Origin of the sequence: Roseibium sp. (assembly GCF_048260565.1) — a bacterium.
In the GTDB taxonomy this organism is placed as follows: domain Bacteria; phylum Pseudomonadota; class Alphaproteobacteria; order Rhizobiales; family Stappiaceae; genus Roseibium.
On record NZ_JBLXGP010000005.1, the window covers coordinates 165657 to 180121 of the forward strand.

Consider the following 14465-nt stretch of genomic DNA (forward strand, 5'->3'; position numbering starts at 1 on the left):
TCGATTAGACGGTCAGAATCGCCAGAAGGGCGGTCAGCACGAAGACGGCGGCTGACGGAACCCAGCCCTTGGCACCAAGTGCAAGGCCGATCGCGCCTGCGACGAGCGTCGCGATCAGCATCAGCCAGCCGAAAACAGTAGCGGCGGTTCCGCCGAACGAGAACAAAATCAGGCACAGGACGATGTTGAGAACGGCCACGGTGCCGACCTTGGAGAAATTGATGAACCCCTCATAGGTGGCTTCGTGTGCCTCGTAGTCCATGGCGGGCGCGGAATTATCAGACATGTGGTCCCCCGATTAAAAGCTGTCGTCGGCAAACTTCTTACATGAAAGCCGACGGACTGGGCAATGTTTTGCGTAAACAAAGGTACTTTCGTCAACCTGCAATAATGTCCCGAAATCGATCAGGCGGCAGATTTTTCAAAAGGAAAGCCCGCTGAGGCAAGAACTTTTTCCTGCCGTTCCGCCACTGTTTTAGCCGAAAAATCTTCGATCTGCTCGTTGAAAAGGCGGAAAAAATTCAACTCGGCGCGCAAATGAAGAAAAACGCCGCCGAGACCTATCGCCGCGCGGTCCATGAAGACAAATTCCTGCGGCACAGTGACCCGGCCGAGTTGTTTCAGAGCGCTGTGGACACGAAACGCCTCCTTGCGCCCGTATTCCGCGGGGCTCACCCCGTCCGCGATCGACCGGACGCGGTCGGTCAGGAGAGGCCCGTAGATGAATCGTGCCCAGATATTGAGGACATCGATCATCTCACGCTTGAGATCCTTGAAGCCCCAGCGCTCATAAGCCGAAACGACCCGGGCTTCGTCCTCTTCCAGCAAGCCCATATAAAGATCGACGACCCCTTCAACGAAGCTTTCCGGGAAAATGCGGATGCAGCCGTAATCGAGAAGATTGATACCGGCAGGCGCCCCGTCTTCCTGAAACACCGTGTAATTGCCCAGGTGCGGATCGCCATGGATCAGCCCGTAATGGCTGAAGGGATGCCACCAGGCCTGGAACATGGTCGTTGCAATGAGGTTGCGTTCCTCCAGGCTGTGCTCCTTGAACTCAAGCAGCGGCGCGCCTTCGAGCCAGTTCATGGTCAAAAGGCGCCCGGTCGACAGCTCGTCGACCGCTTCGGGAACACGGATCCGCTCATTGTCCGCCAGCATCGCCCGGTAGACGGCCATGTGCGCCGCTTCGCGCACATAGTCGAGTTCCTCGCGCACCCGGGCACTGATTTCCTTGGCAATCTCCCTTGTGTCGATCGCCGCCTGCATGCGCCGGTGGATCGAAAACAGCATCTGCAGTTGCTTCAGGTCGGCTTCGACCGCCGACGCCATATCCGGATATTGCAGTTTGCAGGCAAGGTCGCGGCCATCGAGGGTGACCGCCCGGTGCACCTGCCCGAGCGAGGCTGCCGCTGCGGGTTCCTTACCGAACGCCTTGAACCGGGACTGCCAGTCGGCGCCCAGTTCCGCCCGCATCCGGCGCTTGACGAAGGCCCACCCCATGGGCGGCGCATTGGCCTGAAGCTTGGCAAGTTCGGTGGTGTATTCCGGCGGCAGAACGTCGGGGATCGTCGACAGCAATTGGGCAACCTTCATCAGCGGCCCCTTGAGCCCGCCAAGTGCCGCGGCGATTTCGGCCGCGTTCTTTTCGCTGTCGAGGTCCATACCGAACAGGCGCGCGCCGGCCATCTTGGCGGCAATACCCCCGACACTCGTTCCGACCTTCGCATAGCGTCCGACCCGGCCCGTCAGCCGGTTTGCCTCGCGATCCTTTTCGCCTGCCATGATTCTAGAGCTACTCCGGTTGTGCCCCTGGTAATGTAGGTACGCAGCTCCGGGCGGCCAGATCACCACGCGGATCGATTTGCTGCGCCGACTAAACCGCCTCCGGCGCCGACGGCGCGAAGGTTTCCAGTTCCTCCGCGATCGCCGTCCGGTACTGCGTCAGCCCCTTGTAGGCGATCTGCCTATCGTCGAGCTCCCTTAGCTGGGCCGCCAGACCGGCCGCCAGCTCCGCGCCGCGCTCGTGAGTCTTCAAGAGCGAGATCGGATCGTGGTGGATCTTGATGGTGAACAGAATGTCGCCCGACTTCGGCAGCCTGCGCAGGGTCTGGCGTTCGACACGAACGAACAGATGCGCAAGCGCGCCAGCACCTTTCTCCTCGATCTGCGGCGCAAGCTGCTTGGCCTGCGGATGATGCAGGTCCGGATCGTCGTAGATCGACCAGTTGTAACGCCCGACAAGCTGATCGGCGGTCAGGTTGTCGAAGATCCGCGCGACCACCGGCCCCATCCGGCCATCGTTGAATCCGGGCACATTGTCATGGATGGCATGCATCGACCGGCCGAATTTTTCCGCCAGCGACCAGGACGACGGGAAGCACAGCGACGCGGCGGCGAGCCTGTAACCATCCTCGCCCTTGCGCATCAGCACCAGGTCTTCCTGCACCAGACGGGACGCGGCTTCCAGAGGCGCATAATCGGTAAGGCGAACCCGGGGTCCGTCGTTCAGGACTTCCACCACATCGGACGACACGGAATGCGTTGCCCGGTGATGGGCGGCTAGATCCTCAAGGATCAGATCCAGAACTTCTCTCTGAGCCGCTTCGGTTCCCGATTCGGCCCTGAAAACTCGGCTGTGCACCGTCTCCAGAAGCTCCGCCTTGCGCTTCAGATGGACAACCAGGTGCCCGTCCGGATCGAGCCAGCGAGAGACGTCGACGGGCTCGAGCCCCACGGTAAAGGGACGCTTTGAGCCGTCATAGGGCGTATGCCGAAAAGCCATCCACATGTCTCCGCCGGATAAAGGCCGCTAGTCGTCCAGTTCTTCCAATTCGTCGATGATCCGTTCGATCACGGACAAGCCCTTTTTCCAGAAATCGGGATCGCTTGCACTGAGACCGAACGGCGCAAGCAGTTCCGAGTGATGCTTGGTGCCGCCGGCCTTCAGCAGGTCGAAGTACTTCTCCTGGAAGCCCGCCTCGGCATCCTCGTAGACCGCGTAGAGCGAATTCACCAGGCAGTCGCCGAAGGCATAGGCGTAGACGTAGAACGGCGAGTGGATGAAATGCGGGATATAGGTCCAGAAGCATTCGTAGCCGGGCTGCATCTTGATCGCGGGACCGAGGCTCTCGCCCTGAACCGACATCCACAGTTCGCCGATCTTGTCTGCGGTCAGTTCGCCGTTGCGCCGTTCCGTGTGCAGCTTGCGCTCGAAGGTGTAGAAAGCGATCTGGCGCACGACCGTGTTGATCATGTCCTCCGCCTTGGCGGCGAGCATGACCTTCCGCTCTTCCTTCGTCTTTGCCTTTTCCAGGAGCGACTTGAACGTCAGCATCTCGCCGAACACGCTGGCGGTTTCAGCCAGCGTCAGCGGCGTCGGCGCCATCAGCGCGCCGTTGGGGGCGGCCAGAACCTGGTGCACGCCGTGGCCCAGTTCGTGGGCAAGCGTCATCACGTCGCGGGTCTTGCCCTGGTAATTCACCAGAACGTAAGGATGCGCGCTCGGCACAGTCGGATGGGCGAAGGCGCCCGGCGCCTTGCCGGAGCGCGCCGGCGCATCGATCCAGTTCTTTTCAAAAAACCTGCCGGCGATATCGGCCATGTCCGGCGAAAAGGCGCCATAGGCCGAAAGCACCGTTTCCTTGGCCTCATCCCAGGAGATCACCTTCGTATCGGCCTTCGGCAGCGGCGCGTTGCGGTCCCAGTGATTGAGCTGGTCCATACCCAGCCACTTGGCCTTTAAAACGTAATACCGGTGGGAAAGGCGCGGATAGGCATCGCGCACGGCGGACACCATCGCATCGACGACCTCGCGCTCCACCCGGTTCGCCAGGTGACGGCTGTCGGCAATGTCCGTGAAATGCCGCCAGCGGTCGGAGATCTCCTTGTCCTTGGCAAGGGTATTGGTGATCAGCGTGAAGGTGCGCAGGTTTTCCGAAAAGGTCTTGGCAAGCGCTTCAGCCGCCGCCTTGCGTTTTTCCGGAGACGGATCCTGCAGGAAATTCAGGGTCGGTTCGATCGCCAGTTCCTTGCCGTCAACCTCGAACGTCAACGAGGCGATGGTTTCGTCGAACAGCCGGTTCCATGCGCCTCGGCCGGTGACGGATTTTTCATGGAAGAGCTGCTCGACCCGGTCTTCCAGCTGATACGGCCGGTCCTTGCGCAGATCCTCGATCCACGGCCGGTAATGCTCCAGACCCGGCGTCTTGAAGGCCGCCTCGATGACATCGTCCTCGATGCGGTTGAACTCCAGGGTGAAGAACAACAGATGCGAGCCGGCGGTGGTGATCTGCTCCTGCACGTCGCCGTAGAACTTCTGCCGGGCCGGATCGGTGGTATTGCCCGAATAGACCAGCCCCGCATAGGAGATCAGCCGCCCGAGATGGTCTTCGAGTTCCTCATAAGCCCGGATCGCCGTCAGCAGGGCGGGCACATTGTTGGCCGCAAGATCCGCAAGCCGGCCCTTGTAGGACGCCTCGAAGGTCTTTGCCCGGTCGAGTCCGGCAGCCAGATCGGCGGCAACTTCAGGCGCATCGATGGCTTGATAGAGATCGGTCAGGTCCCATTCCGGCAGGAGGCCGAGGTCTGTATCGGGCGAGGCTGGCGAAGCCGAAAAGACGGCAGGGTCAAGGCGCATGAGGAGGTCTCCGGACGGCACGAAGGAATCAGACGGCCGATTCGAAAGCAAAACCGGCACCTTTTGAATTTGTAGGCCCGAAGACCGGACCATCGCAATTCCACAGCGCAGTTATTTTTGCATCGGCTTGGAGGATTTGTTTACCCATCTGCGACCAGACTGGCCCGAATTGAGACAATCCGCAGCAAACAACAACGGTGAATCATGACAGCCACCAGCGGCAAGATTTTGATAGTCGATGACGATCCGATCCAGCGCCGCCTGCTCCAGGAGGCCGTCCAGAAATTCGGCTATCGCTTCAAGACTGCCGAAAACGGCGCTGAAGCCGTTCGCATCATGACCGGGCCGGAAGGCGCCGACATCGATCTGATGATCCTCGACATGGTCATGCCGGAACTCGACGGCATCGGCGTTCTGACGCGCCTGCGCGCGGACAAGATTTCCACGCCGGTCATCGTTCAGACCGCCCACGGCGGCATCGATACCGTGGTCAACGTCATGAACGCCGGCGCTCAGGATTTCGTGGTCAAGCCGGTGGCGCCGGAACGGCTCGACGTCTCGATCCGCAACCTGCTCAAGACCTCCGCGCTCGAAGACGAGATCACCCGGTTCCGCAAGCAGGCCTCCGGCACCCTGACCTTCGACGACATCATCACCCATTCGCCCGCCATGGAACGGGTGATCAATCTCGGCAGGCGCGCCGCGTCTTCCAACATTCCAATCCTGATCGAGGGCGAGAGCGGCGTCGGCAAGGAACTGATCGCCAGTGCGATCCAGGGTTCCGGCGACCGGAAATCGAAACCGCTCGTCACTGTCAATTGCGGCGCGATCCCGGACAATCTGGTGGAATCCATCCTGTTCGGCCACGAGAAGGGCGCCTTCACCGGCGCCGTCGAAAAACACGTCGGCAAGTTTCAGGAGGCCCACGGCGGCACCCTGTTCCTGGACGAGGTCGGCGAATTGCCCGCCGAAGTGCAGGTGAAGCTCTTGCGTGCGCTCCAGGAAAACGAGATCGACCCGATCGGCGCCAAGCGCCCGGTCAAGGTGGATTTCCGGCTGATCTCCGCGACCAACCGGCGCCTGATCGACCTGGTCAAGGAAGGTACGTTCCGCGAAGACCTCTATTACCGGCTGAACGTGTTCCCGATCTGGATCCCGCCACTCCGCGACCGGCTGGAGGATATCCCCGCCCTCACCCGTCATTTCCTCGCCCGGTTCGCGGCAGAGGAAGGCAAGCCTCAGGTGACCGGTATCGCGCCGGAGGCCATGGCGATGCTGCAGCGCTATCACTGGCCCGGCAACATCCGTCAACTGGAAAACACGGTTTTCCGCGCGGTGGTCCTGTGCGACGGCGCCCGGCTTACGATCGATGACTTTCCGCAGGTGGCAGCCGCCATCGATTACCCGATCCAGCCCTCCGCGCCGGCCCCGGCAGACGGAGCGCAGGTCGCGGCCGATGCGGCTCCGGCCGCGCACCAGCCGCCCCCGTTTCCGCGCGATCCCGTCCCGCCGTCAAGCTACAGCGCTTTCGAGCATGCCGCTCCGTTCGGCTTCATGCGCAACCTCGACAATGAAGGCCATGTGCGCAAGCTGGCCGATATCGAGGAGGAACTGATCCGGACCGCCATCAACCACTACTCCGGCCGCATGACGGAAGTCGCCAAACGGCTGGGGATCGGGCGGTCGACCCTTTATCGAAAGCTGAAGGAATACGGCCTGGAGGAAGAAGGCGAATCAGCGGGCAACGACGCCGCGGCGTAATGCCGGCTCCCTGCCCTCAAAAGGACCCGAACCTGAAATCACTACGCAGAACCCCGCAATTTACCGATTGCGGGGTTGTTTTTCGTGCGCATTTTAGCGAGAAAGATATTTATCGTTGCATTTCTGCCACGTTTTAAGATCAAACGAAAACAGGGTAAAATCTTCTTAACCTGCTCGAGGCTACCTTGCGACACCTGCTGGGGAGCAAGGGAATGGCTGAGGCCATCACAAACGGCGAGACAGATTATTGCGTAAACGGTTTGTTGGATACGACGCCGTCACTGGACTGAAGCGCGCGCTGACACTGATGTGTTTGTTTTTTGCGCTCTCGGTTGCCCAGTTTGCCGTTGCCGATGCCGAGGCCGAAACTCGGACGTTGCACCTCTATAACCTGCATACCAAGGAGCGGGTATCGATCACGTTCAAGAAGAACGGTCGCTACATACCTTCCGGCTTGCGCGAAGCGAACCGCTTCCTGCGCGACTGGCGCCGTAACGAAATGACCAAGATCGATCCGGCCCTGCTCGATCTTATCTGGGAAGTCTATCAGAAGGTCGGAGGGAAGCAGCCGGTCAACGTGGTGTCCAGCTACCGCTCGCCGGCAACGAACAACATGCTCAGGAGCCGCTCCAAGGGCGTTGCCAAGCGCAGCCAGCACACGCTCGGCAAGGCAATGGACTTCTTTATTCCCGGCGTCAATCTCGCCACGTTGCGTGCCACCGGCTTGAGAAAACAGGTGGGCGGCGTTGGCTACTATCCCAAATCCGGCTCCCCCTTCGTGCACATGGATACCGGCAGTGTCCGCCACTGGCCGCGCATGACCCGTTCGCAGTTGGCCAAGGTGTTCCCGGACGGAAAGACGCTGCATATCCCGAGCGACGGCAAGCCTCTTTCGGGCTACAAGCTGGCGCTCGCCGAGGCCAAATCCGGAACGAAGCGCCCCACCCGGCCGACGCTGGTCGCGGCCGCCGACCCCGCGTCGAACAAGACCACCGGACAGAGCCTGACCAACTCCGAAGAACGGTCGGGACCGCGGCCGCCGGCGAATCTGCTGGCAAGCCTTTTCAGGTCGAACAACAATTCGGATAGTGCGCAACGCTCCCGCGTCGCCTCGGTCAGACCCGACAATGGACCCAGCCTGCCTGAGGGCGTCCTCCCCGGCGTCCGGAGTTCGCAGAATTCGCCAACGGCAGGCGTGCCGGCGCCTGTGCCCGCGGCTGCGCCGGAGACCAGTCAGATCGTTCTTGCCGACATAGGCACCGTGCCGAACCGGAAGCCGGCTCGTGCCGTGGAAAACCCCGTCCAGCTCGCCGCCGCACCGCCGGTCGGAAGACCTGCGGAACCCAATACGCTCGAAGCCCAACGGGTCGCGCTTGAACAGGGCCAGACGTCGCCGGCCGCTTCCGCACCGGTCGATGGCCGGTTCAACGTCGCCGGCAATGTACCGAACGAAAACGCACGCGAACAGCTGCTCAAGGCGACGCAACAGGCAGCCCTGGCGGAAGCCTCCGTCTCCGGACGCGTTCCGGTTCCGCCCAAGCCCCCGGCGCTCGACCCCGTATCGGCAATTGCTGCCGCGACGGGAACCGCCACGCCGACCGTGAAACCGGCGGCATCGACGACCCTCGCCTATGCTTCAGCCACTTCCATGACGGCCGCACAGCCGCGAAGCGGTCAGGATCTTGCAGCCGGAGGCAACCCGCCTATCATGCGCCCGGCGCCCGCAAACCAGTCGGTTTCAGGCAGAATTCCGCGTGAAGAGATCAAGGACCCGCTTGCCGGATTTGCGGGGTTGCCGGACAAGTCTGAACCGAAGCTCATCTCCGGGCGAAGCACAACCCGCAACAGGCTGTTCGCCTCCCTGCGCCATCCCTTCCAGCGGTCCATGAACAACCTCCTGGATCCGGGTAACCGGTTTGTCCAGAGCGGGTTCGCGAAGTTCCCCTATGGCACGCTGCGCACCGACCGTTTCGACGGTCCTGCCGTCGTGGTCCTGCCGGTGACCTTCGCCCGTTAAGACCGATCCGCTCTGAGGTTTCGGACGCAGCGCCTTGGCCATCGTCCGGATCTTCGCCCTTCGGCCCGGGCCTGATCGTTTTATGCGTTCCGAAATGAGGGAAGAGGTTTTCAAATGGGCACAGGGCCACAAAGGTTTTTAAGGCTTCTCGGCGCCTTGCTGCTCATTCTCGCCTCAAGCCTGGCCTCTCACGCACAAGACGGCGGCTCCGGAAAACTGAAAGTCGGCATTCACGACAGTCCGCCCTTTGTCATGCACAAAAACGGGCAGCCGACCGGCATGGCCGTGGATCTCTGGAAGGAACTGGCGGACGAACTGGGCGTCACCTACGAGTATCAGGTGTTTCCAACCGTCCGGGGCCTTGTCGATGCGACAGCGGACGGACAGATCGACGTGGCTGTCACGAACCTGACCGTGACCCGCAAGCGCGCCGAGCGAATCGACTTCACCCAGCCCTGGTTCGATGCCGGTCTCAGGCTCATGGTGAACGAAGATCGCGGGTCCGGCTTCGCCGCGATCGTGCAAGGCCTGAGGGATGCGGGCCATCTTCAGGCCTATGGCTGGCTGGCATTCGTTGTCGTGGCCGCAACGGTTTTTCTGACACTGTTCGATCGTCGCTTCAATCCGGACTTTCCCGGAACCTGGCGCGACGGAATGGCGGAAAGCTTTTACTCCGTCATGTCGGTCGCGACATCGGGAAGACTGCCTTCGCGGAAAAACACCTTCGGTTGGATCGGCCGGGTCATGCAGGCGTTCTGGCTGGTGTGCGGCATCGCGGTGCTCGCCTATGTCACCTCTTCCGTAACCAGCGTCATGACGACGCTGTCCCTCTCCAGCCAGATCCACGGCCTGGAAGATCTTCCGGGCAGGACCTCAGGCGTTTTCGAAGGAAGCGTGGCGGAAGAATTCGCGCGCGACGAAGGCTTGCGAGCCAGAAACTACGACAACATGGACGCCGCCGTATCGGCCCTGCTTTCGGATGACATTGCCGCGATCATCGGCGACGCGCCGGTTCTTGAATATTATGCGTACAAATATCCAGGAGAGCCGCTCGACGTGGTCGGCCCGCTTTTCGAGCCGGATAAATACGCGTTCGCCCTTCCTCCGAACAGTCCTCTGACCCGCCCCCTCTCCCTGGCGATCCTCAGCGCCAAGGAGAAAAGCTTCATCGAGGATCTCCGGATCAAATATTTCGGCGAAGCCCAGTAAGCCAAAGCACCGGACCGGGCCGATAGCCGTATTTTCCGGCGGCAAGCCAATACGTACACGGTCGGCGTTGGGGCGAAAAAACAAAACCCACCGGAAATACCGGTGGGTTATCAAACTCGTCCGGGCCTCTATGAAAGCCGCCCCGATGTTCTCGGGCGTCAGCCCTCTGCCGGCCCCGCCATGCCGAGCGCATGCAGGTAGAGATCGAGCACGGCTTCTTCCTCTTCCCGCTCATGCGGCTGCTTCTTGCGCAGGGAGACGACCTTGCGAAGGATCTTCACGTCGAAGCCATTGCCCTTGGCTTCCGCGTAGACGTCCTTGATGTCGTCGGAGATGACTTTCTTTTCTTCTTCCAGCCGCTCGACGCGCTCAACAAACGCACGCAATTGATCGGCTGCAACTCCGCCCGGTTCTGCCATGGATAGATGTCTCCTTGATGGATTCTTGTCTGTGGATTCTTGGTGTCATGCGGTCCCCCGGCTGACCCGCCGGGGCAACGATTTTCAATATCGGAAGCTGCCGTGCCAGAGTTGGGTCCCAAGGTCAAGCGCGCTCGACGGTTTGCCGCTCAATGCTGCGGCTTGTTCACCTCGAAAGCGGCTTTCTGGGCCTCGGTCGCCTCGGTCTGGTACTTGTCCTTCCACTCCGAATAAGGCATCCCGTAGACGATTTCGCGCGCGTCTTCCTTGGCGAGGTCGATGCCTTTTTCTTCCGCCGCATCCTGATACCAGTTGGACAGGCAATTGCGGCAAAAGCCGGCCAGATTCATCATGTCGATGTTCTGAACGTCCGTGCGGCCGCGCAGGTGGGAAACGAGACGGCGGAACACGGCCGCCTCCAGTTCGGTCTTTGTCTTTTCGTCCATGGACTTCCTCTCTGGCCGAATGCGTCAGCGGGCCATTGGGCCATCGCCGCGCGACGGATAATATTCGATGGTCCGAAGATCGGGTCTTTTTGCCAGATCTTCAAGGATCGGCTGCAGCCGGTCGGCCCAGCTCATGACACCCGCCTCGTCCGCAATCAGATCCTGCCGCACCTCCAGAAGGGCATGGGCAAGCCCCCGTTTGGTCGCGTGGCGGTACATGGTGTCGTTCTTCAAGGCGCCGTCATAAGGCTCGTTGTCGCCGATGACCATATCCGGATCCGCGCCAAGCTGGTCCAGGAACGGCCGGACGGCGCGGGGATCCGTATCCCAAAGAATGCCCGCATGCCAGGGACGGGGCACACCCCGCCAGACCGGCGTGTAGCTGTGAATGGAAATGATCACCGGCGGAGCGGCCGCTTCCAGCATCCGATCCAGGGTCCGGTCGATCAGGTCGTGATAGGGCCTGTGAAACCGTTCGATCCGCCGTTCCCGTTCCGCCGCGTCGATCCTGGCATTTCCCGGAACGACAGCGCCGTCGGACAGGCGCATGACGATGGTCGGATCGTCCTCGCCCCGATTCGGATCGATCAGAAGTCTGGAATAGGTCGTCATCAGGGCCGGTACATCGAGCCGCCGCGCCAGCTCCAGCGTCAGCGGACGGACACCGATGTCATAGCCGATGTGCCGTTCGAACTGCTCCTTCGGCAGACCCAGATCCCCGTAGTCCGGCGGAACCTGGTTGCTGGCGTGGTCGCACAGCAAAAGCAGTCCGCCTGCCAGGTTCCCCGGAACGGTCTCGGTCGGAACGAAGCCGGCGCCGGCATGAGTCGAATGCAGTGTCATGAACCGTGTCTTAGAGCGGGTTGCAGGGCGTGCCGAGATTCCGGGATGTTGTAGGACAAGGGCGTCTTCGTTCCAAGTTTTTCGTTGATCGCCCCCCGATTGAGCAAATGTCCCATCGTTCCTCTTTCGGCAAACCGCGACCCGACAGATATCCTGTGAACGAATATCACCATTCGGTCGGCAACCGGATAAACAGCAGCAATTTGTCAATCATTTGGCGCGACAAGCAAAGGAACGACCGTGAGCCGACGAAACAATCCGAAATGAAAAAGGTTTGGCCTTGATCCCGCCTCATTTCTGGAGACAAAGCGTACTATCAAATCAGAAGCCGACCTGCCCGCTCCTTGAAGGAAGCAGGGGTCAAACTCTATGAATGTCAATAACTTTAGGCCATCATCGTTGACAATACGGATGTGGCCACGCAAAAAGCTTATTGTCTATAACGCCGCGAGACGACAAACAGCGCATGACTAGGGACAGGAAACGACGCCAGGCCGGAAAGCAGGCTGGGTTTGGCTTTGTCGGAAAAGCGACAAGCGCCGCCTTTCTGTCCATGCTGTCTCTCGCTGTCTTCGGCGGCTCGGCGAAAGCCGATTTGCGCCTGTGCAACAAGACCGAAAGTCAGGTCGGCGTGGCGATCGGCTACAAGGACAAGAACGACTGGGTCACCGAGGGCTGGTGGAATCTGACACCGAGTTCCTGCGAAACGCTGGTTCCAGGTTCGCTGGTGTCACGATACTATTACATCTACGCAGTTGATTACGACCAGTTCGGCGAATGGGGCGGACGTGCCTTCATGTGCACCCGTGAAAAGGAATTCACCATCCGCGGAATTGAAGACTGCGTCGCCCGCGGGTATGAACGTACGGGCTTTTTCGAAATAGACACCGGTGAGCAAAGCAGCTGGACCGTCCAGCTTACGGAGCCGGTGCAACAGGGGACAGGTGGGCGATGAGGCGTAACCGGCGAGTTAAAATCCTGGCAACTCTCGGTCCCTCTTCCTCAGAACAAGACATCATTGAAAAACTATATCGCTCGGGTGCGGACGTGTTCCGCATCAACATGAGCCATACGGATCATGATCGTCTGAAGATGCTGGTTGAACGCATTCGTTCGGTGGAAGAATCAGTCGGACGACCGATTGGCATTCTGGCGGACCTGCAGGGGCCGAAACTTCGCGTCGGCACGTTCGCCGACGGCCCGGTCCAGCTCGAAAACGGCGCCAGGTTCATCCTGGACAACGATTCCAAGGCCGGCGACGTCAACAGGGCCTATCTGCCCCATCCGGAAATCTTCAAGGCGCTTGAGCCGGGCCACAGGCTCCTGCTCGACGACGGCAAGGTCCAGCTGCGCGTCATCGAAGCCTCCAGCACCCGCGCCGTCACCGAAGTGGAGGTCGGCGGCAAGCTGTCCGACCGCAAGGGCGTCAGCGTTCCCGATTCGGAGATCGCCACTAGCGCCCTGACCGAAAAGGACCACAGGGACCTGGTCGCGGCTCTGGACCAGAATGTCGACTGGATCGCCCTGTCCTTTGTCCAGCGCCCTGACGACATCGCCGAAGTGCGCAAGATCACCCGCGGTAGAGCCGGCGTTCTGGCCAAGATCGAAAAGCCGCAGGCGATCGGTCGTCTGGCCGAGATTATCGAACTGTCCGACGCCATCATGGTTGCCCGCGGGGATCTCGGCGTCGAGCTGCCGCTGGAACAGGTTCCGGGCCTGCAGAAGCAGATCACCCGCGCAGCGCGGCGCGCCGGCAAGCCGGTGGTGATCGCCACCCAGATGCTGGAATCCATGATTTCCGCCCCGGTTCCGACCCGCGCCGAGGTGTCCGACGTGGCGACAGCCGTGTTCGAAGGTGCAGATGCGGTGATGTTGTCTGCCGAATCCGCGGCGGGCTCCTATCCGGTCGAGGCGGTGGAGACGATGGACAAGATCGCCCACGAAGTCGAACGCGACCCCAATTTCCTCACCATCATCCATGCCCAGCGCACGGAGCCGGAAGCGACCGGTGCGGACGCGATTTCAGCCGCCGCCCGCCAGATCGCCGAAACGCTGAAGCTGGCCGCGGTCGTCTGCTATACGACGTCCGGTGCGACCGGTCTCAGGGCGTCGCGCGAACGTCCAGCCTCCCCGGTAATCGTTCTGTCTCCGGTGATCACCACGGCCCGGCGCCTGTCGCTTGCCTGGGGCCTGCATTGCGTGGTGAGCGAGGACGCCACGAACGAGGACGACATGGTCGACCGCGCCTGCCGGATTTCCTATTCGGAAGGGTTCGCCAGGCCCGGCCAGCGGATTATCGTGACCGCCGGCGTGCCCTTCGGCACGCCCGGATCGACCAACATGCTGCGGATCGCCTTCGTCGGCAGCGACGGTCAAGGCGGCATCTGACGGCTTAATCGATTTATCGAGCACAACGAAAGACGGCGGCCCGAGGCCGCCGTTTTCATATCAGTGACGAGAGCATCGGGCCGCTCAGATCGCGTCGCCCTCGGCTTCCTTCTCCATTTCGTCAACGGCTTCCTTGGCATTCTTGAGGCCGGGATTGATTTCCAGTGCGCGGCGGAAGGTCGTCAGCGCCTTGTCATCCTCGCCGATCCGGCGCTGGATAATTGCCAGGCCGGAGAGCGCGCCCCAGTGGCGCGGCTCAAGCGCGAGCGTCCGCTCTATATCCGCCAGCGACCGGCCGAAATCCTGTTGCACGTAATAGACCGTCGCCCGCCGGTTCCAGCCTTCGGCGAAATCCGGCTTCAGCGTTACCACCACGTCGAGCAGATCGAGCGCCAGGCCATACTTGTTGGCCCTCAGCGCAGCCGCGGCACGAGACATCAGCGCATCGACGGTATCGCTTCCCGATTCGAGCCACTTTGCCTGGATCTTCTGGCCGATGGCGAGCGCCTGTTCCGGCGTTTCCGCCCCGCCGAGCTTTTCGAACAGCTCATCGAGGGCTTTCTGGTCCTGATCCGTGCCGTCGGCAACGACCTTTCCGCCTGTCTCGTCCTCTTCATTTTCGGGAAGGGAATGCAGGTCGTCGAGGGACGGGGTATCGACATCGGGCCCAAGCTCGGGGGCCTGTTGCGCAAGGCTTGCCGGGGCGGCAAGCGACATAAGGAGGATAAACAAAAAGAGCCGCA

The 14465-nt window shown here is 61.1% G+C and carries 13 protein-coding genes; 5 read left to right on the forward strand and 8 right to left on the reverse strand.

Annotation, left to right across the window (positions count from 1 at the left end; all coding sequences use genetic code 11):
- Positions 1-4: 4 nt before the first annotated feature.
- From ACN0SO_RS13555 to ACN0SO_RS13570, 4 genes are all read right to left on the reverse strand, one after another.
- Positions 5-286 (reverse strand): aa3-type cytochrome c oxidase subunit IV, encoded by a 282-nt coding sequence (locus ACN0SO_RS13555; protein WP_417678514.1) that lies wholly within the window; start codon positions 284-286, stop codon positions 5-7.
- A gap of 119 nt (positions 287-405) precedes the next feature.
- The gene (locus ACN0SO_RS13560; protein WP_417678516.1) at positions 406-1785 is read right to left on the reverse strand and encodes an ABC1 kinase family protein; all 1380 of its coding nucleotides are present in this window, start codon (positions 1783-1785) and stop codon (positions 406-408) included.
- Between the two features lie 91 nt (positions 1786-1876).
- Positions 1877-2785, reverse strand: a complete 909-nt coding sequence (locus ACN0SO_RS13565; RefSeq protein ID WP_417678518.1) for a heme-dependent oxidative N-demethylase family protein — start codon at positions 2783-2785, stop codon at positions 1877-1879.
- 27 nt (positions 2786-2812) lie between these two features.
- The gene (locus ACN0SO_RS13570) at positions 2813-4639 is read right to left on the reverse strand and encodes a M3 family oligoendopeptidase (protein ID WP_417678520.1); all 1827 of its coding nucleotides are present in this window, start codon (positions 4637-4639) and stop codon (positions 2813-2815) included.
- Between the two features lie 204 nt (positions 4640-4843).
- Between ACN0SO_RS13570 and ACN0SO_RS13575 the strand changes: the two genes are divergently transcribed.
- The 3 genes from ACN0SO_RS13575 to ACN0SO_RS13585 all read left to right on the forward strand — a co-directional run bounded on the left by ACN0SO_RS13575 (position 4844) and on the right by ACN0SO_RS13585 (position 9626).
- Positions 4844-6400 (forward strand): sigma-54-dependent transcriptional regulator, encoded by a 1557-nt coding sequence (locus ACN0SO_RS13575; RefSeq protein WP_417678522.1) that lies wholly within the window; start codon positions 4844-4846, stop codon positions 6398-6400.
- 307 nt (positions 6401-6707) lie between these two features.
- Positions 6708-8417 (forward strand): DUF882 domain-containing protein, encoded by a 1710-nt coding sequence (locus ACN0SO_RS13580; RefSeq protein ID WP_417678782.1) that lies wholly within the window; start codon positions 6708-6710, stop codon positions 8415-8417.
- A 114-nt stretch (positions 8418-8531) separates the two neighbouring features.
- On the forward strand, positions 8532-9626 hold the full coding sequence (locus ACN0SO_RS13585) for a transporter substrate-binding domain-containing protein (protein WP_417678524.1): 1095 nt from the start codon (positions 8532-8534) through the stop codon (positions 9624-9626).
- 158 nt (positions 9627-9784) lie between these two features.
- On the opposite strand, the gene ACN0SO_RS13590 is transcribed toward ACN0SO_RS13585, so the two are convergent.
- The 3 genes from ACN0SO_RS13590 to ACN0SO_RS13600 all read right to left on the reverse strand — a co-directional run bounded on the left by ACN0SO_RS13590 (position 9785) and on the right by ACN0SO_RS13600 (position 11334).
- Positions 9785-10045, reverse strand: coding sequence for a DUF2312 domain-containing protein (locus ACN0SO_RS13590; RefSeq protein WP_190292029.1), 261 nt, complete (start codon positions 10043-10045; stop codon positions 9785-9787).
- A gap of 149 nt (positions 10046-10194) precedes the next feature.
- Positions 10195-10491 carry a DUF1244 domain-containing protein gene (locus tag ACN0SO_RS13595; RefSeq protein WP_417678526.1) on the reverse strand — a complete coding sequence of 99 codons (297 nt, stop codon included), beginning with the start codon at positions 10489-10491 and terminating at the stop codon, positions 10195-10197.
- A gap of 24 nt (positions 10492-10515) precedes the next feature.
- Entirely contained in the window at positions 10516-11334 is an 819-nt protein-coding gene (locus ACN0SO_RS13600) for an N-formylglutamate amidohydrolase (protein WP_417678528.1), read from the reverse strand.
- Positions 11335-11887: 553 nt separating this feature from the next.
- Here ACN0SO_RS13600 and ACN0SO_RS13605 point away from each other — a divergent pair.
- Both ACN0SO_RS13605 and pyk read left to right on the forward strand, forming a co-directional pair.
- Entirely contained in the window at positions 11888-12289 is a 402-nt protein-coding gene (locus ACN0SO_RS13605) for a DUF1036 domain-containing protein (RefSeq protein WP_417678784.1), read from the forward strand.
- Entirely contained in the window at positions 12286-13722 is a 1437-nt protein-coding gene (gene pyk / locus ACN0SO_RS13610) for a pyruvate kinase (RefSeq protein ID WP_417678530.1), read from the forward strand. Before ACN0SO_RS13605 ends, pyk begins: the two co-directional genes overlap by 4 nt.
- Positions 13723-13806: 84 nt before the next feature.
- Here the strand turns inward: pyk and ACN0SO_RS13615 are convergent, their stop codons facing one another.
- Positions 13807-14454 (reverse strand): tetratricopeptide repeat protein, encoded by a 648-nt coding sequence (locus tag ACN0SO_RS13615; protein ID WP_417678532.1) that lies wholly within the window; start codon positions 14452-14454, stop codon positions 13807-13809.
- Between the last annotated feature and the right edge of the window lie 11 nt (positions 14455-14465).